This window comes from Pseudomonas sp. FG86, assembly GCF_057808775.1.
The window spans coordinates 21241-38106 of record NZ_JBMDIS010000032.1; the positions used below are offsets into that span (position 1 = coordinate 21241).

A 16866-nucleotide genomic window follows, 5' to 3' on the forward strand; every position below is an offset into this window, starting at 1 on the left:
CCACCGGGTGACGCACCTGTCACCCGGACTTCAAAGGAGTGTCATATGAACACCAGCCTCTTGAGTCGACTGTTTCTGCTCCTGCTGCTGCTCAGCCCCGCGGCGTTTGGCGGGCAAGACAGCGGCGCCGTGTACTTCACCAATGGGGTACACAACAACGCAGGGTGCAACGCGCAGAATGGTAATTGCATCGCCAAACGAGCCCCGAGCGACCCTACCGACCCGTTTTTCCCGGCGTACTGGATCAGCGACTGGACGATGTACCGGGTGATGCACAACTACGAGAAAAACCCGCCGCCCTACAGCAACCCGCCCTCGACCCTGACCCCGGCGGACTACACCGTGTCCAGGGGCACCAGCTACTACGACACCACCTACATCCCGCCGGATGGCGACGGCTTTGGCGCGATGATGGAGCACTACGAGCAGTACTGCCTGCCGATCTTCCCGATCAAGGACAACCACTACACCTGCACCTTCGTGTCCCTGGGCAACAAGGCGTACTTCCTCACCTACCCGCAGGACCGCCCCAAAGACATGCCGGCCTGCTGCATGTTTTCGCCGCTGAATCATCCGCCGCGCCAGGATTTTATCGAGCACCTGCCCTACAGCGCCGAGCGCAGCAAAAACCTGGGCGGCCGTGTGCAGGCCTATGCGCTGGATCTCGACTCACCTGCCGGGCCGATCCTGTTCGGCTATGCCTTCAACAAAGTGTCGACGGGACAACCGCCCTACCGCTCGCCGCAGTCGTTCTTCTTTTCGGGGGACACCACCGTGGCCAATGCGCCCATCGTGAGCCAGAACTACACGAACTTTCGCATCGCCCGCCCCGACCCGGCCCAGACCTGGGCACAAGTGGCCGCCATGTGCCCGTCGAACCCGCCGCCTTGCCAACTGTTCGAGCCGCCGGCGGCGCAGAGTAACGGGCATAAGGCGCAGTGGAACCAGCTGATGCAGCGCAAACCCTGACCCCCAAGGAAGGATCGCCATGAAAAGCCTCGTTTGTTGTGCCGTGATAGTCATCGGCCTGGCCAGCCCGCCGGCGCTGGCCAGGGAAACGCCTGCGGCGTCGGCGCTGGCCACCCCACTCAACTGCCAGCCGCCCAGCAGTGCACCGGTCGCCACCGCCAGCCAGGACCAGTTCGATCAATACAGCTGGCAGATGTTCATCGCTTTGAACTGGCCGGCCCAGGACGGCCAACGCGGCACGCCCAATTGCAGTCAACAGCCCGGCGATGCGGGCTATACCGTGTGGCAGACCTACAAGACCGTCGAGGAAATTTTCTTGCCGAATGCGGCCGACCCTGGCCCATGGAACACCCCGCTGGCGGCCAGAACCCTGGGCATCATCAACATTGCCGCGTTGAAAAACACGCGACAGGAGACCTTTATTGACCAGGCCGTCGGCGGCTGGCTGATCGACCAGGCCGGCAACCCGACCTACTACGACATCGCGGCCAACGAGACCTCCTACAACTACATCGTCGCCAACCGCTTCTACAACGCCGATGTGGTGTCCAAGGCCAACAACATCCAGTTCCCCAACGGGGTCATCGAGATCAAATCCAGCTGGCGCATCCTGACCCCCACTGACAATGCCAGCCGCTACCTGACCCAACTGGCGCAGGTTGCCACGTTCAACGAGCAGGGCCAGCGCATCGGTACCCAGCAGGCGTACCTGGGGCTGGTGGGCCTGCACATCATCACCAAGCCGGCCGGCTACCCGCAGTGGGTCTGGTCGACGTTCGAGCAGATCGACAACGTGCCGTCCAATGCGACCACCAGCCCGCCCTACAGCTACTTCAACCCCAGCGCCGCCCACGTCAACCAGTCGCCCTGCACCTGGCAGCCCCAGGGCGCCCAACTGGTCTGCGTACCGCTGCCGGGCACCACGTTCCAGACGCCCGACCCGCTGAGCCGGTTCACCCCGATTGCCGCGCTGACCGACGACGTCAACAAACGCTACCGCGCCGAGCCGGGCCTGCAAAACAGCGTGCTCAAGTACTACCAACTGATCACCACCCAGCGCCCGCTGCGGCCGAACGACCCGAGCAACCCCTTGGGCACGCCAACGCCCGCGCTGTCGGCCAACGTGACCATGGAAAGCTACATCCAGCCCAACAGCAGTTGCATGACGTGCCACTCCATGGCCACACCGGCCAAGAGCCTGTTCACCTCCGATTTCTCCTACCTGTTCAAATTCGCCAATGCCCCGGGTACCCGCCCGTCCAAGGAAAAGGAATAGACCATGAGTATTCTGAATGGACCTCGCCTGAATTTCTGGGGCGGCATCAGCACGGATGTCAGCGTGTCGAACAACACCCCATGCCTGCCCCAAGGCACGGAACACAGCTGGCCGGTGTTTGACCTGGCCACCTCGACCCTGGCGCCGCAAGCCGAGGCTTTCAGCGACGACCAGTTGAACGACATGCTCAATACCCCCGGCGGAACACGCTACACCCTCGGCGGCTGGAACCACTACGGGCAGCACCTGGTGGAAACCCAGGACGCCTTGATCAGTTCCCAAGGCAGCCCGGGCAGCATCAGCACCACCGGCGACCTGGTGGGCCAGGCGGTCTACCTGCTCGGTTCGGTAGACCCGGTGACCGGCCAGGGTCCTCACTCCGGGCCGATGATGGTGGACCTGGACCCGACGGCGTCCACCACCACCCAGATCTTCGTCGGTGGCCTGCAGATCGGCGCCAGCGACAACGTCCAATTGCTGATCCACTGCGATACCGTGTGCAGCAGTTTCGACGTGCAGGGCCGCGTGCTGCTGCCGGGCACCATGGACGCACCGGGCTCGTTCCACGCCAGTGGCACGTTCCAGCTGACCTTCCCGCTGAGCAGTATCGTCAGCTGGAACACCAGCAGCCCTGGCCTGCAATCGATCATCCAGGCACCGGGCGCGACGGGCATCGTGCTGCGTTTCGTGATGTTCGAGATGTGCCCCTTGATGACCACCGAACAACTGAACGCCGATTACGCCTTGGGCCAATACACGCCCAACCCCAGTATTGGCCGGGTCATCGGCACCCTGGCCCCGGCATTCGCCGACGAGCCGCTGACCTGCCAGCCGGGGCGGCAGTTGGTCAACCAGTGCACGTCCAATGCAGCCTATGCCGAGTTGGCCAGCAATGGCCTGCTGAGCCTGGACATGGTGAACGTCATCCCCAAGGAAACCTTCCGGGCGGTCAGGGACGACATCACCAGCGCGATCGGGCCGAACGCCAATTACGGCACCGTCAGTATCAGCGCCGGCACCACCCTGCTGACCACCCTCGACCCCACCAGCAGCCCGTTGGTCGACTACTACGTGTATGGCGGTATCGTCGACGTGCCCCTGAGCCCCAGCCAACAACAGGCGACCCAGGTCTCGCCCTTGTCCATCACCGCACCGGGCACGGTGGCCGGGACCACGCTGAACGCGATCGAATCGACCTACCGGGTGTACGGTGATCAGCGCAATGTCTACCTGGAGGACTACCCCGATGGCCTGTCGATCACCTTGCAGGTCCGCTATCTGGGTGGCCCGGTGCCCGACACCACCGATATCGGCCTGACGGTCACGCCTCCGGCGCTCTACACCGACCCGCAAAACTACGACTTCCTCGATGTCCCCACCACGCTGACGGTGAAGGCCGGGCAACTGGCTGTCAGCGTACCGGTCAGCGTCAAGCCCGGCACCGCGGCCCAGGCGGGTTTCGCCGCCTTGACCTGCACCGCCAATGGCCTTGACAGCAGCGGCTACTTCACCAATTTCCGCAAGTACGCCCAGACCGACTTCGGCATTCCCAAGGGCACAGCCATTACCTGGGAACTCATGTACCCAAATGTCCTGCGCTTTCACTACCTGGCCTTCCCGGCCATGTCGCGCTATGTGGCATTGAACCAACCGGATGCGGTGATGGGCGCCAAGAACGCGATCCTCGCCCGCACCGCCGACACCTACAAAGGCACCACGTTGTTCATGCCGGTGGTGCGCTCGATGTCGCCCTGCCAACGCGCCCTGTTGCGCGCCTATCTCACCGGCGAACCGTGGCAGCCACCCCAATAGGAGAGCGATCCCATGACCTGGCATATCCCCGCCCACCCCGACGAAACCCTGCGCCCCAGCACACTGATCGCCGAGGGGCTGCTCAACCCGCGCGGCGTCTGCCTGCGGGCCGATGGCAGCCTGTTACTGGCCGAGGCCGGTTCGGGCCTGGCGGACCAACCCTTCAGCGGGCGTATCAGCCTGCTGCAACCAGACCCGCAACGACCCGGCGCCTACCTGCCCGGTGAATGCCTTGCCCAAGGGTTTCGCGCGATGAACATGCAGGCACGCATGCTGCGCGATGAAATCATGGGCCTGTCAGACATCGCCTGCGGTGACGGGCACTGCATGGTCAGCCAGACCGACTATGTCAGTGGCTCCAAGTTGCTGGACCTGCAATACAGCCCGCCCGAACCGGTGTTCCACAGCCGTGGCAACCTGAATGCGCTGTGCTGGCACCCAACCCGACGCAGTTGGCTGGCGGTCAAGCCCGATACCAACCAACTGGTGGAGTTCAGCGACGGCCAGGACGAGCAGGTGCGGGTGCAACTGCCCGAACTGGAACAAGGCCAGGAGGCCGTACCGGTGACCCTGGTCTACGAACCGCAGACCGACGCGGTGCTGATCAGCCTGTTCTCCGGTGAATTGCGGGGCGACCCGACGCGCCAGGGCATCGACTTTGCCGACAGGGCCGGCCAGGTGATTCGGGTACACCCGGCCAGCGGTCGGATCGAGGTGCTGATTGACGGGCTGCAACTGCCCACCGGGTTGGCGTGGTGCCCGGACGGCAACCTGCTGGTGCTGGAATTGTGCAGCCACCTGCAACAACCCTTGCCGCCGGACTGGAACGGTGCCGTCCTCCACGGCGGCTTCACCCGCTTCAGCGGGCGGCTGTTGAGCTGCAACCTGGACACCGGGCAAGTCGCCGTACTGGCGCGCGGGCTGGATACGCCGTCCAACCTGTGCCGGGTCCAGGATGCGGTGGTGATCAGTGAAGGCATGGGGCTGACGGGGCGGCCGATACCGGCGCCGGATAACAGCGTGGTGGCACTGAGCGGCCGGCTGCGGCGGGTGCAACTGGCCTGACAGCTTTTTTTCACCGGGATATTGCTCCGCATAACTAAAAGTCCATAATGGACAAAATAGTTTAATGCGGAGCAAACCCATGTCCAGCACGCCTTATGTGATCAACCAGGCCCAGGCCCGCGAGTTACTCGCTCAAGTCGATGTACCGCAGATCCTGCGCAAGTTGTTTCACGACCTCGCCGCCGGGCAGGCGGTGCAGCCCGCACAACAACGGGTGGAGTTTCCCCAGGGCGCCGGCGACTTTATCAACTACCTGGGCGTGCTGGCCGAAGACGGGGTGTACGGGGTCAAGACCTCGCCCTACATCGTGCGCGAGCAAGGGCCGCTGGTGACCGCATGGACGCTGTTGATGTCGATGCACACCGGCCAACCGTTGCTGCTGTGTGATGCCGGTGAGTTGACCACCGCTCGCACCGCCGCCACCACGGCCCTGGCGGTGGAGGCACTGGCGCCATTGGCGGTACGGCGCCTGGCAATCATCGGCAGCGGCAAAGTCGCCCAGGCGCACCTGCGCTACGTGCAGAACCTGCGCGACTGGCAGCACATCAGCCTGTTTTCGCCAAGCCTGGCCAACGCCTCCCCCACGACCCTCGCGCAGCTCGGCAGCCTCGATCCGCGCCTGGTCATCGCCAGCAGTTGCGCAGCCGCGGTGGAGGATGCCGACGTGATCCTGCTCTGCACCTCATCGGCCGGCCCGGTGCTCGACCCGGCGCGCTTGAGCAAACCGGCACTGATCACCTCGATCAGCACCAACGCCCCTCGCGCCCATGAAGTACCGCCCCACGCCCTTAACGACATGCAGGTATTCTGCGACTACCGCCAGACCACACCCGGCGCTGCGGGCGACATGCTGATCGCCAGCGAACAGCACGGCTGGGACGCCAGCGCCGTCATGGGCGACCTGCCCGAGCTGCTGACGGAAATGGCGCAGCGCCCGAACAATGACCGCCACGTATTCTTCCGCTCTATCGGGTTGGGCCTGGAAGACATCGCACTGGCCAATGCGCTCTATCAGTTGCAGCGCTGACCCCACCTATCAGGAGACGAGCATGAGCCACGCAGACTTCATCATCATCGGTGGCGGCATCGCCGGCGCTTCCACGGGTTTCTGGCTGGCGCCCCACGGCAAAGTGCTGGTGCTGGAACGTGAATCGCACCCGGCCTATCACTCCACCGGGCGTTCGGCAGCGCTCTACTCCGCCGCCTACGGCACCCCGCAAGTACGGGCGCTGACCCTGGCCAGCCGTGAGTTTTTCGACAATCCGCCCGCCGGGTTCTGCGAGCACCCGCTGCTGACGCCACGGGGCGAGATGACGGTGGACTTCATCGGCGACCCGGCCGAGTTGAACCGCCAATACCTCAGCGCCAAGGCCACCGTGCCGCAGGTCGAACAGCTGAGTGCCGACCAAGCCTGCGCGCGGCTGCCGATCCTGCGTCGCGAAAAAGTCCACGGGGCGATCTATGACCCGACCGCCAGCGATATCGACACCGACGCCCTGCACCAGGGCTACCTGCGCGGTATCCGCCGCCACCAGGGCGAGGTGCGAACCGACCACCACGTGCTGGGCCTGAGCCGTGACGCCGACGGCCTGTGGCACGTACAAACCCAACAGGAAACCTTCACCGCGCCAATTATCATCAACGCCGCCGGGGCCTGGGCCGACCATATCGGCGGGTTGGCCGGTGCGGCTTCCATCGGCCTGCAACCCAAGCGCCGTTCAGCGTTTATCTTCGCCGGCCCCGAGGGCGTGGACAGCCACGCCTGGCCGATGCTGGTTGCGCTCGACGAAGCCTTCTACATGAAACCCGACGCCGGCATGTTCCTCGGCTCACCGGCCAACGCCGACCCGGTGGAACCCCAGGACATCCAGCCCGAAGAGCTGGACATCGCCATGGGGATCTACCAGATCGAAGAAGCCACCACCCTGACCATCCGACGCCCGACCCGCACCTGGGCCGGCCTGCGCAGTTTTGTGCACGACGGTGACTTGCTGTCCGGCTTCGATCCTCGGGTGCCCGGCCTGTTCTGGGTCGCGGCGCAAGGCGGTTATGGCATCCAGACCTCGCCCGCCATGGGCCAGGCCAGCGCGGCCCTGGTGCGCGGCGCGGCGTTGCCGGAGCCACTGGCGCGGTTCGGCCTGGACGCTGGTATGCTCTCCCCCGAGCGCCTGGAGCCCCATTGATGAACACCGCTGAACAAGACAAGGTCCTGCAGAACTTCCGTGCGATCGCCGATGCGATCGCCACGCTGTTCTTTCCCCATGCCGAGGCCGTGCTGCACGACTTGCGCACGCAAAAGGTCGACTACATCGCCAACAACCTGTCGAAACGCGCCATTGGCGACGACTCGGCGCTGGAAGACATGCTGTCCGACGATGTGCGCGAAGTGAATATCGGTCCCTACGAAAAGCTCAACTGGGACGGCCAGAAAATTCGCAGCCTGAGCACCGTGCTGCACGACCACAAAGGTCGCCCGCTGGCGGTGCTGTGCATCAACCTGAATATCTCGCTGTTTGAAAATGCCAAGGCCGCGCTCGACCTGTTCCTGTCACCGAGCAAGCTGATCCCGCAACCGGATTCGCTGTTTCGCGATGACTGGCAGGAACGCATCAACACCTTCCTGCATGCGTGGATGCGCGAACGCCAATTGAGCCTGAACCTGCTGACCCGAGATCATAAGCGCGAGCTGGTACTGGCGCTGCATGCCGAAGGCGCCTTCAAGGGCAAGAGCGCCTCGAACTATGTGGCCAATGTATTGGGGATGGGGCGGGCGACGGTCTACAAGCACTTGAAGGAACTCAAGGGCTGAACGCCCGGAAAATAGCGCTGGTGTGGTGATCGGGCTGGCTTGCTGTGGAGCGGGCTTACTGTGGCGAGCGGGCTTGTCCCGCGTTGGGCTGCGTAGCAGCCCTAAAATCAGCCTCTACAGGGTGTCTGATATACCGCGTTTTTCTTGTCTGGGGCTGCTTCGCAGCCCAACGCGGGACAAGCCCGCTCGCCACAAGCCCGCTCGCCACAGTAAGCTCGCTGGCCACAGGGAGATTGGTCAGGGGCGGAGAAGTTGTGTAGATGCCTATGGTTATCGGGAGCAAGCTTGCTCCCGCATTTTGCCCGCCTAAGACGCTCAATCGCCGTAGATATCCGACTTGAAATAGTGCTGGGAAATCTTCTGGTACTCGCCACTGGCACGAATGCCATCGATGGCCGCATTCAACTCGCTGACCAACGCAGTATTGCCCTTGCGCACTGCGATCCCGGCACCCTCGCCCACGTATTTCGGGTCCTTGAGCTCCGGGCCGACAAAGGCGTAGCCCTGACCGCGCGGCATGGACAGGAAGTCGCTCAGGGGGATGGTGTCGGCAAAGATCGCGTCCAGGCGCCCTGCCGCCAGGTCCATGTAGATTTCTTCATTATTGCCGTAGCGCTTGACGTTGATGCCCTGCGGTTCAAACACCTCGGTGGCATAACGATCGGTGGTGGTGGCGCGTTGCACGCCGACCGTCTTGCCCTTGAGGCTGGCGTACTGGTCATCCACCACCGCGCCCTGCTTCATCACCAGGCGCGATGAGGTGAAGTAATACTTGTGGCTGAAATCCACCGACTTCTTACGGTCCTCGTTGATGGTCATGGACGACAAGGCCATGTCGATCTTCTTCACTTTCAGCGACGGAATCAGCCCGTCGAACTCGCCTTCAACCCACACGCATTTGGCTTTCATCTGCGCGCACAGCGCATTGCCGATGTCGTAGTCGAACCCGACGATCTTGCCGTCCTCGGTCTTCGAGGCAAACGGCGGGTAAGCCGCCTCGATGCCAATGCGCAGGGTTTTCTCGGCGCCCAGCACATGGCTGGAAGCGAGCAGGCTCAGGGCCAGGGCGGTGATAAGGGAGCGCTTCTTCATGATCGTGTTCTCGCAAGTTGTTGTTGGTTTGGCAAGAGTGAAGAAAAGGTGACGCCGGCGAGCATTTTTTGTACTTATAATTCCATAATGGACTTTTGTGTATTTCACGTCAATCCACACGCAAACACTTCATCGCCATCCATTTCCAGGCATCACACGACCGCCCACGCGCCCATGACAAGGTCGCGAAGCATCGCAGGGGCAGGCAAAAAATCATCAGTGAAAAAAGCGCGGTGCGCTCTTTCGGGGCGCAGTGCAGGGGCCTGACAGGCATCAGGAAAACAGGCGTGCTTTATAACGGTGCATCAGTATGTGCGTGGCGCATACCCTATTCTCAAACGTCATGACTCTGTATTTTGGCGCGTGGTAGTCTCGCTGGTTTATGAATAGGCATTGATCGTACTTCGACGATGACCAGCACCAGGATAGATCATGCCAAAAATGTCCCACTCCGCTCTTCGTCGTAATTTCCGTGAACTGCTCGACGCACAAAAATGCGTGGAGACAGCATCTGTTTTCGATCCGATGTCCGCGCGAATCGCGGCGGACCTGGGTTTCGAAGTCGGTATCCTCGGCGGCTCCGTCGCCTCGTTGCAGGTACTGGCGGCGCCCGACTTTGCGTTGATCACCCTGAGCGAATTCGTCGAACAGGCCACCCGCATCGGCCGTGTCGCCCAGTTACCGTTCATCGCAGACGCCGACCACGGCTACGGCAACGCCTTGAACGTGATGCGCACCGTCGAAGAATTGGAACGTGCCGGCGTCGCGGCGTTGACCATTGAAGACACCCTGCTGCCGGCGCAATTCGGGCGCAAATCGACCGACCTGATTTCCGTCGAGGAAGGTATCGGCAAGGTCAAGGCCGCCCTCGAAGCCCGGGTCGACCCCGAGCTGTCGATCATCGCGCGAACCAACGCCGGCGTGCTGCCCACCGAAGCCGTGATTGAACGTACCAAGGCCTACGAAAAAGCCGGTGCCGACGGCATCTGCATGGTGGGTATCAGCGACTTCGAGCACCTGGAGAAAATCGCGGAAAACCTCACGGTACCGTTGATGCTGGTGACCTATGGCAACCCCAAGCTCAATGACGCCGAGCGCCTGGCCCGCTTGGGTGTGCGCGTGATCGTGGCCGGCCATGGCGCCTACTTTGCGTCGATCAAGGCGACCTACGACAGCCTGCGCGCCCAGCGTCAGCTGACCCACAGCACCTCGAACCTGAGCGCCACGGAGCTGACGCATACCTACACCCTGCCGGAAAGCTATGTGGCATGGGCCAAGGAATTCATGGACGTCAAAGAGTAACCAGCGGCGGGCCGCCGGCAGGCAACTCCGGGCCGTGGGGCGCAAGCATGGACATCAGGTATTCGCCAAAGCCGCCACGGCACTTGTAGTCGCGGCGCGCGCTGGTGATCACCGGGTTGGTGGCGGTCCAGGCGATTCGCGCGCCGGTCCGCTCAAGGTCGGCCACAAGCCGCACGTCTTCATGAGTGACCAGGTGTTGAAAGCCACCGGCGTTGCGGTAGGCATCGGCACTCAGGCCCAGGTTTGCACCGTGGATGTGGCGATGGTTTTCGATGAATTGGTACAGCTCCAGGTAGCGCGAGCGCACGCTTTCATCATGCTCGCTCCAACTGTCCACTTCGACGGTGCCACACACCGCGTCAGCGCCACATTCGATCTGGCGCACCAGCCAATCACAGGGCACCCGTGTGTCCGCATCCGTGAAGGCAAGCCATTGCACACCCGCCTCCAGCAAGTGCTCAGCGCCCACGGCCCTGGCCTTGCCGACGTTCTGAAAGCACACCTCGAGCATGCTCGCCCCGCGCGCCGCCACCTGCTCGACCGTGCCGTCCGAGCAGGCGTCCAGCACCACCAGTATCTCAACCCGCTGGCCCCGCAACGCCGGATGCTCACTGGCAAGTCGCACAGAAGCAAGGCACTCGCTGATATGCCGTTCTTCGTTATGGGCAGGTATCACAACCCCTATCATTGACGTTCCCTCACCTGGCGAAGTATCTCCAGCTATCGACCTGTCGCTCAGTGAGAAGGTTTAAATAATCTTGCGCGCAGGGCGTGCCCGCTCGTTCATCGAATGGTCAGGGATTTTTTTTGAATCTTCTTGAGCACTCAAACTCATTGAGTTCAGGGGCCTCAGGAGGCTTCCAATAAACGCAAGGAGTCACACAATGAATGGACATGCGCTTAGCGACACGGCAACACAGACCTGGGATGACACCATCGCCGAGAACACCGCAATGTTCTTCGAAGCCGATCGCCTGGAGGCCAAGGCTTACGCACTTATCGAGTCCTACAACGGCGACTCGACGACCTGGGCGCACTTTGTCCAAGCCAAGCAAATCGCTGATGCCCAGCGTACCGCCGCCTATCGAGAGTGGATGCGAATCAGGCGCGCGATGCGCACTTGATCGACGCGCCGGCCCAGGGATTGATCAAACACTACCGGCGCCCTGTGGGAGCCGGCGAACGTCAGCGAAGCGGTGGTAATGTACTGGCAGGCGATGAAACCTCCAGCAGCAGCGGGGCCCACTGCTGCGGCGTTTGATCGCCGGAGTTGCGCCTACGGCAGCGGGTCGAATTTCAGTGCGCTCAGGCTTTGCACCTTTTCTTCACGCACCATCTTGTACTCCGTGTTCGGCCCGATCCAGCGATCCCAGATCGCGTCGATCTCTCCAGCTTTCTCCATTGCCATCAGCGATGCGTTGACCTTGGCCAGGAAGGCCGGTTCGTCGCGGCGCATGCCGGCGCCAATCGGCTCGAGGGCCATCGGCTCCTTGGCCAACGCCAACTCGACACCACTGGCCTTGGCCTGGTTGACCAGTTTGAGCGCGGTCATGGTGTTGGTCACCAGCCCCACTACCTTGTTCTGTTGCAGGGCCATGTAGGCCGAACCGGTGTCCTGGAACGTGACCGGCGTGGCGCCGGCGATGCGGATCGACTGCTCGGACGTGGACCCCTTGGTGGAGCTGATGCGCTTGTCCTTGAAGAAGCTTTTCGGCTGGTCGGCGTTGGCCGCGCGCACCACCAGGGTTTCCTTGGCGATGTAGTACGGGTCGCTGAACTGGATCTGTTCGGCGCGGGTCTTGGTGTAGGCCAGGTTGGCGAAAATCACGTCGACACGCCCCATCTTCACTTCCGGGATCCGCGCTTCCACGGACAGCGGCTTGAGCTCCAGCGCCACGCCCATGGTCTTGGCCAATGCCTTGCACAGATCGACGTCCATGCCCACCAGTTCGCGGGTTGTCGGGTCGGGTGCGGAGAACGGTGGCACGTCGGCGTACACGCCGCAGCTCAACGACTTCTTGGCCATGATGTCGCTCAATTGGTCGGCCTGCGCCACCGCGACAGCCAAAGGGGCCAAGGCCAGTGCAATAAACAGATGCTTCATACCCATGGAAAAACTCCTGAACGTGGTCAATCGAAATGGCAGAGGACGCAAAGCCGCCGCGGCTCAGTGGGCCCGCAGGTCGGCGATAAAACGTTGGGCTCGCGGGTGCGAGGGCTGCACGAAAAACGCTTCGGGCTTGCTCTTTTCCAGAATCTGACCGGCGTCCATGAACCAGATGGTGTCGGCGACTTCACGGGCGAAGTTCATCTCGTGGGTCACGCACATCATGGTCATGCCGTCCTTGGCCAGGCCCTTCATCACATTCAACACTTCACCGACCATTTCCGGGTCGAGGGCGCTGGTGGGCTCGTCGAACAGCATCACCGGTGGTTCCATGGCCAGCGCGCGAGCAATCGCCACGCGCTGCTGCTGGCCGCCGGAGAGCTGTGCCGGATACGCCCCAGCCTTGTGGGCCAGGCCAACACGGTCGAGCAACTCCATGGCTTTTTGCTTGGCCGCCGCGCCCTTGAGGTTGCGCAGCTTGTTCGGTGCGAGGGTGATGTTTTCCAGCACCGAAAGGTGCGGAAACAGGTTGAAGCTCTGGAACACAAAGCCGACCCGGCTGCGCAGGCGGTTGATCTGCGCGTCGGTGCCATGCACGTCCTGGCCATCGAACAGGATCTGGCCGTTCTGGATGTCTTCCAGGCGATTGACCGTGCGAATCAAGGTCGACTTGCCCGAACCCGAGGGGCCACACAGCACCACCACTTCCCCAGGCTGAACCTCGGCGGTGATGTCGGTGAGCGCCTGGTACTCGCCGTACCATTTATTGATTTTCGAAAACATGATCATTGGATGCATGGACGCAGCCCTCTTCAATTATCAGTGGCCAGCAACGGCCCGCTCGACACGGTTTGCCCGCCATTGCCCAGGCGCTTGCGCGCGATGCGGCGCTCGACCCAACCGGCCAGGTGGGTCAGGCCGAAACAGAGCAGGTAGTAGATGATCGCCAGGATGAAAAACACCTGGAACGGCTTGGTCAGCAGTTGGTTGTTGACCTGGTTGGCGGCGAAGGTCACTTCCTGGACGTTGATCACATAGCCCAGGGAGGTTTCCTTGATGATCGAGATGAACTGGCTGATCAGGCTGGGCAGCGCGTTGTACAGCGCCTGTGGCAGGATCACCCACACCGTGGTGCGCACATAGCCCAGGCCCAGGGCGCGGGAGGCTTCGTACTGCCCGGCCGGCAGCGCCTGGATGCCGCCACGAATGATTTCGCACAGGTAGGCGCTCTGGTAGATCACCAGGGTGCACAGCATGGTCATGAACCCGGTGATGTTATGCCCGATCAACAAGGGCACCAGGAAGTAAGTCCAGAAGATCACCATCAGCAGTGGAATGCCGCGCAACACGTAGACCCACACCGTGGCGACCAGGCGCAGGCCTTTCCATGGCGAGACCCGCGCCAGCGCCAGCAACAGGCCGAACGGGAACGCCAGCAACAGCGCCAGCGCCGCCAGGATCAGGGTGCTCGCCAGCCCGCCCAAGGGGCCGTGGGGGTACTGGCCGATGAGGAATAGCGTCCAGTTTTGCTGCACGATCGAGAAGATATCGAACATCGCCGTCTACCTCGCCAGGGCTTTGCTGAAGTGCCGGGCAAGCAATGCTCCGGCGCCCATCAGCAGCAGGGAAAACACCAGGTAAAACAGCGTGGCCACCAGGTACGACTCGAAGGTACGGAACGTGTAGTTCTCCACTTCGCGGGTGGCGTAGGTCAGTTCCATCACGCCGATGGCCATGGCCAGGCTGGTGTTCTTGAACAGCAGCACCGTGTGGTTGATCAACGACGGCAGGCAGTTGCGCACGCCTTGGGGCAGGATGACGTAGCGCATCGAGCGCACGTAGCCCAGGCCCAGGGCCCTGGAAGCTTCTGTCTGCCCGGCGGGAATCGCACGCAGGCCACTGCGGATGTCTTCACAGAAATACGCGGCCTGGCACAGCCCCAGGGCGATCACCGAGAACAGGTATTCGGTGTTGTGGTTGGCCAGCCACAGTTGCGTGGACTCATTGAGCAAGGTCGGCACGCCGAAGTACCACAACATCAGTTGCACCAGGGTCGGCACATTGCGGTGATACGACACGTACCCCGCCACCAGGCGGTCGGCCAGCGCGTGGCCAGTCAGGCGCACGGTCACCAGCAACAGCGCCAGGACCATCGCCAGCAGCCAGGCGAACACCGCCAGCTGCAAGGTCATTTCGATGCCCTTGACGATCAGCTCGGCGTACTCGCCTTGCAGAATCGCGGCCAAATCGAAGTCATGCTTCATGGTCAATCCCTATCGGCATTGGGCTAGGGCAGAACTGAAAAACACCCGGCGTGGCCGTGGTGGAGTGACGCGACGACGGATAGGTCCGTTCTGTTTTTAACGGGCGGGTTTCAGCCCAGGTAGTCTTGGGGCCGTGCGGTGGAGAGCCCGCCCGGTACTTGCAAGGTCGGGGTGATTTCCATGTGGCCGATGTTCACCGCGATCGGCGCAGCGATCGCAAAGGCAATGGCGTCGGCAATATCCTTGGCCAGCGGCAATTCGAAGCCCTCGACAAAGCGTTTGTAGGTCTCTTCGGAATCGCCGTGCACATGGGCAAAGATGTCGGTGGCAACGCGGCCGGGGCAGATCTCGGTGACCCGCACGCGCTTGCCGAACGCATCGATGCGCAACTGGCGCGAGAGCATGCTCACCGCCGCTTTGGTCGCGTGGTATGTCGAGTTGCCGCCAAAGTTGTAGGCTGCGGCAATCGAGCTGATGTTGATGATGTGCCCGCAATCGCGCTCGACCATCCCCGGCAACGCCAGGCGCGCCAGGTGCAGCACCGCGCGCAGGTTGACGTCGATCAGCAGGTCGATGCCGTCGGCGTCGGCCTTGAGGATCGAGCCTGGTTTATCGACACCGGCATTGTTGACCAGGATGTCGAAGCGTTGGGTGGCGAACAAACGGGTCAGCCCGGCCAGGTCAGTGACGTCGATGGCGTGGGCGATGCAGCCGGTCCTGGCGGCGAGAGCTTCGAGCTTGTCGGCACTGCGGGCCAGGGCATGTACCTGCACGCCTTCCTGGCACAGGCGTTCGACCACAGCGGCGCCAATCCCGGAAGAAGCGCCGGTGACCAACGCGGTTTGGTAGTCTGAAAATGGCATGTCGGTGTCCTCATGTACGTGTGCTGATCACTCCCGTGATCGCGATGTCTTTGACTCTATCCAGCCTGGGCGTCGGCGACCAAGACGGAATGGCTGTGTGGCAATAAGCCCTGCTTATGACGCCGCCAGCAGCTGCGAAATCGGCGTGATGCAACCACCTGCCTGTTCGATTTCACGCCGTATGGTGCGCGCCAGTTCCACTGCGCCGGGGGTATCGCCGTGCAGCAGGATCGAATGGGCCGGCACCGCGATCCGCTTGCCATTGAGGCTGGTCACGGTGCCCTCCTCCAGCAATTGGCGAACCCGTTGCAAGACCGCCGCCGGCTCCTTGATCACGGACCCGGCCACAGCGCGCGGCACCAGCAGGCAGTCATCGTCATAGGCCCGGTCGGCCAGGAAGGTCGTGGCCACGCGCAGCCCGCAGTGTTCGGCGGCGTCTTCGATGGCGCGGCTGCTGGAGGAACTGATGATCAGCGTCGGGTCGAACGCCGCCACGGCCCGTACCAACGGCCCGGCCAGCGCCGCATCGGCCGCAACCCGGTTGCCGAGCGCGCCGTGAAAGCTCATGTGCGTCATGCGGTGGCCATTGACCGCCGCCATCCCGGCCAGCGCACCAAGTTGGTAGATCACGTAGGTGGTCAGTTCCTTGAGCTCGATGTTCATCTGCCGCCGACCGAAGCCCATCAGGTCGGGGAAACCCACATGCGCACCGAGGTCGATGCCGCCAGCCTTGGCCTGGCGCACCGTGGTGTCCATGATCAGCGGGTCACCGGCATGGAAACCGCAGGCCACGTTGGCCGAGGAAATCAGGCTCATCAATGCCCCATCCTCGCCCATGCGCCAAGGCCCGAAGCCCTCTCCCAGGTCCGCATTCAAATCGATCTTCATCACCAGCCCTCTTCCTTTATGCCGTGGCCAGGCGCATGAACGCCTCGCCATAACCGACGGTGCTGCCACACGGGGTCAACACTGCCGCCAGCCGCCCGGCCAGTTGGCTACGCACCGGCAACAGCAACTCGCCCACTTGCAGGAAGGCCACCAGTTGACCTTGTTCCACGGGGCTGCCGACGGCGACCAGCACGTCTTGTTGATCGGGATGGGTCAGCAGCAGGCGGCCCAGTCCCGGCGTCTTGAGCAACCGCTCATCCACTGCCTTCACCGGCTCCGGGGCGGCAACAACCGCGACCGCGGCATCGTCGCCGCGCTTGAGCACCAGGTGCATGCCCGGCCGGCGCAGTTCCGCCCCCGCCAGATGGGTCTCCTTGAGCCACGCCGCCAACTGGCGGATGTCTTGATTGGTCATGGTC

The 16866-nt window shown here is 62.7% G+C and carries 18 protein-coding genes; 9 read left to right on the forward strand and 9 right to left on the reverse strand.

What is annotated here, in order from left to right; translation table 11 throughout:
- Window positions 1–45 precede the first annotated feature (45 nt).
- The 7 genes from ACODSV_RS20050 (at window position 46) to ACODSV_RS20080 (ending at window position 7931) form a co-directional block, all read left to right on the forward strand.
- Window positions 46–969 carry a hypothetical protein gene (locus tag ACODSV_RS20050; RefSeq protein ID WP_150054887.1) on the forward strand — a complete coding sequence of 308 codons (924 nt, stop codon included), beginning with the start codon at window positions 46–48 and terminating at the stop codon, window positions 967–969.
- 19 nt (window positions 970–988) lie between these two features.
- The gene (locus ACODSV_RS20055) at window positions 989–2245 is read left to right on the forward strand and encodes a hypothetical protein (RefSeq protein ID WP_150054888.1); all 1257 of its coding nucleotides are present in this window, start codon (window positions 989–991) and stop codon (window positions 2243–2245) included.
- 3 nt (window positions 2246–2248) lie between these two features.
- The gene (locus ACODSV_RS20060; RefSeq protein ID WP_150054889.1) at window positions 2249–4057 is read left to right on the forward strand and encodes a hypothetical protein; all 1809 of its coding nucleotides are present in this window, start codon (window positions 2249–2251) and stop codon (window positions 4055–4057) included.
- Between the two features lie 12 nt (window positions 4058–4069).
- The gene (locus ACODSV_RS20065) at window positions 4070–5122 is read left to right on the forward strand and encodes an SMP-30/gluconolactonase/LRE family protein (RefSeq protein ID WP_150054890.1); all 1053 of its coding nucleotides are present in this window, start codon (window positions 4070–4072) and stop codon (window positions 5120–5122) included.
- Window positions 5123–5201: 79 nt separating this feature from the next.
- Window positions 5202–6149: an ornithine cyclodeaminase family protein gene (locus ACODSV_RS20070; protein ID WP_024074714.1), complete on the forward strand. Its 948-nt coding sequence runs from the start codon at window positions 5202–5204 to the stop codon at window positions 6147–6149.
- A 22-nt stretch (window positions 6150–6171) separates the two neighbouring features.
- On the forward strand, window positions 6172–7305 hold the full coding sequence (locus ACODSV_RS20075; protein ID WP_150054891.1) for an NAD(P)/FAD-dependent oxidoreductase: 1134 nt from the start codon (window positions 6172–6174) through the stop codon (window positions 7303–7305).
- Window positions 7305–7931 (forward strand): helix-turn-helix transcriptional regulator, encoded by a 627-nt coding sequence (locus ACODSV_RS20080; RefSeq protein ID WP_024074712.1) that lies wholly within the window; start codon window positions 7305–7307, stop codon window positions 7929–7931. Before ACODSV_RS20075 ends, ACODSV_RS20080 begins: the two co-directional genes overlap by 1 nt.
- A 315-nt stretch (window positions 7932–8246) precedes the next feature.
- Here the strand turns inward: ACODSV_RS20080 and ACODSV_RS20085 are convergent, their stop codons facing one another.
- Window positions 8247–9023 (reverse strand): ABC transporter substrate-binding protein, encoded by a 777-nt coding sequence (locus ACODSV_RS20085; RefSeq protein WP_069075658.1) that lies wholly within the window; start codon window positions 9021–9023, stop codon window positions 8247–8249.
- 432 nt (window positions 9024–9455) lie between these two features.
- Between ACODSV_RS20085 and ACODSV_RS20090 the strand changes: the two genes are divergently transcribed.
- On the forward strand, window positions 9456–10325 hold the full coding sequence (locus ACODSV_RS20090) for an isocitrate lyase/PEP mutase family protein (RefSeq protein ID WP_150054776.1): 870 nt from the start codon (window positions 9456–9458) through the stop codon (window positions 10323–10325).
- Here the strand turns inward: ACODSV_RS20090 and ACODSV_RS20095 are convergent.
- Window positions 10315–11013 carry a glycosyltransferase family 2 protein gene (locus ACODSV_RS20095; protein WP_024074709.1) on the reverse strand — a complete coding sequence of 233 codons (699 nt, stop codon included), beginning with the start codon at window positions 11011–11013 and terminating at the stop codon, window positions 10315–10317. The genes ACODSV_RS20090 and ACODSV_RS20095 overlap by 11 nt on opposite strands.
- Window positions 11014–11209: 196 nt before the next feature.
- Here ACODSV_RS20095 and ACODSV_RS20100 point away from each other — a divergent pair, with 196 nt between their 5' ends.
- Window positions 11210–11449 carry a hypothetical protein gene (locus tag ACODSV_RS20100; RefSeq protein WP_069075715.1) on the forward strand — a complete coding sequence of 80 codons (240 nt, stop codon included), beginning with the start codon at window positions 11210–11212 and terminating at the stop codon, window positions 11447–11449.
- A gap of 152 nt (window positions 11450–11601) precedes the next feature.
- Here ACODSV_RS20100 and ACODSV_RS20105 read toward each other — a convergent pair whose 3' ends face one another.
- From ACODSV_RS20105 to ACODSV_RS20135, 7 genes are all read right to left on the reverse strand, one after another.
- Complete coding sequence (locus tag ACODSV_RS20105; protein ID WP_150054775.1) at window positions 11602–12435, reverse strand: ABC transporter substrate-binding protein; 834 nt, start codon at window positions 12433–12435, stop codon at window positions 11602–11604.
- Between the two features lie 57 nt (window positions 12436–12492).
- Window positions 12493–13221 (reverse strand): amino acid ABC transporter ATP-binding protein, encoded by a 729-nt coding sequence (locus tag ACODSV_RS20110; RefSeq protein WP_172831380.1) that lies wholly within the window; start codon window positions 13219–13221, stop codon window positions 12493–12495.
- A gap of 23 nt (window positions 13222–13244) precedes the next feature.
- A complete protein-coding gene (locus tag ACODSV_RS20115; RefSeq protein ID WP_069075712.1) occupies window positions 13245–13988 on the reverse strand; it encodes an amino acid ABC transporter permease in 744 nt (247 codons plus the stop codon).
- A 6-nt stretch (window positions 13989–13994) separates the two neighbouring features.
- Window positions 13995–14696, reverse strand: a complete 702-nt coding sequence (locus ACODSV_RS20120; protein WP_069075711.1) for an amino acid ABC transporter permease — start codon at window positions 14694–14696, stop codon at window positions 13995–13997.
- 110 nt (window positions 14697–14806) lie between these two features.
- Entirely contained in the window at window positions 14807–15559 is a 753-nt protein-coding gene (locus ACODSV_RS20125) for an SDR family oxidoreductase (RefSeq protein WP_102624624.1), read from the reverse strand.
- Between the two features lie 114 nt (window positions 15560–15673).
- Complete coding sequence (locus tag ACODSV_RS20130; protein ID WP_150054777.1) at window positions 15674–16447, reverse strand: LamB/YcsF family protein; 774 nt, start codon at window positions 16445–16447, stop codon at window positions 15674–15676.
- A gap of 16 nt (window positions 16448–16463) precedes the next feature.
- Complete coding sequence (locus ACODSV_RS20135) at window positions 16464–16862, reverse strand: biotin/lipoyl-containing protein (protein WP_069075708.1); 399 nt, start codon at window positions 16860–16862, stop codon at window positions 16464–16466.
- Window positions 16863–16866: the final 4 nt, after the last annotated feature.